We start from the raw sequence: 403 nt of genomic DNA on the forward strand, positions 1-403 counted from the left end.
GACCAGGGGGTGGGTGACGGTTCGGTCACCGGTCCGGGCGGTTCGGCCGCTTCGGGTGTGCCTGATGGGGCGACGCCCTGGGCCGGTACGGACACCAACGGCGACGCCGGTGACGACCGTTCCGTACCGCTGCCCGCGACGGTCTTCGCGCCGCCGCTGAGCGAGGCGGACGGTGCCGCACCGTCGTCGTCGACGACGCCCGATGCCCAGACCGCCCTGATGTCGGGCGGCAGTCAGCTTCCGCCGACCGCGGTGACGCCGGCGGTGGACGGTCCGAACGCCCCGGGTTCCGGCCCCGCGGGTGGCCCGGGGTACGGCTATCCCTCGGGTCCGGCGACCGCGCCCGGTGTGCCGGGGACGCCGCCCGGTGGGGTGCCGCAGGGCAGTACGCCTCCGCCTGTGC

The 403-nt window shown here is 76.4% G+C and carries 1 pseudogene; it reads left to right on the top strand.

Annotation, left to right across the window (positions count from 1 at the left end):
• Positions 1 to 57: 57 nt before the first annotated feature.
• Positions 58 to 403 (top strand): annotated as a pseudogene (locus C1J00_RS46150) (SUKH-4 family immunity protein); the annotation flags it as partial.

The organism is Streptomyces cahuitamycinicus, from assembly GCF_002891435.1.
GTDB lineage: Bacteria > Actinomycetota > Actinomycetes > Streptomycetales > Streptomycetaceae > Streptomyces > Streptomyces cahuitamycinicus.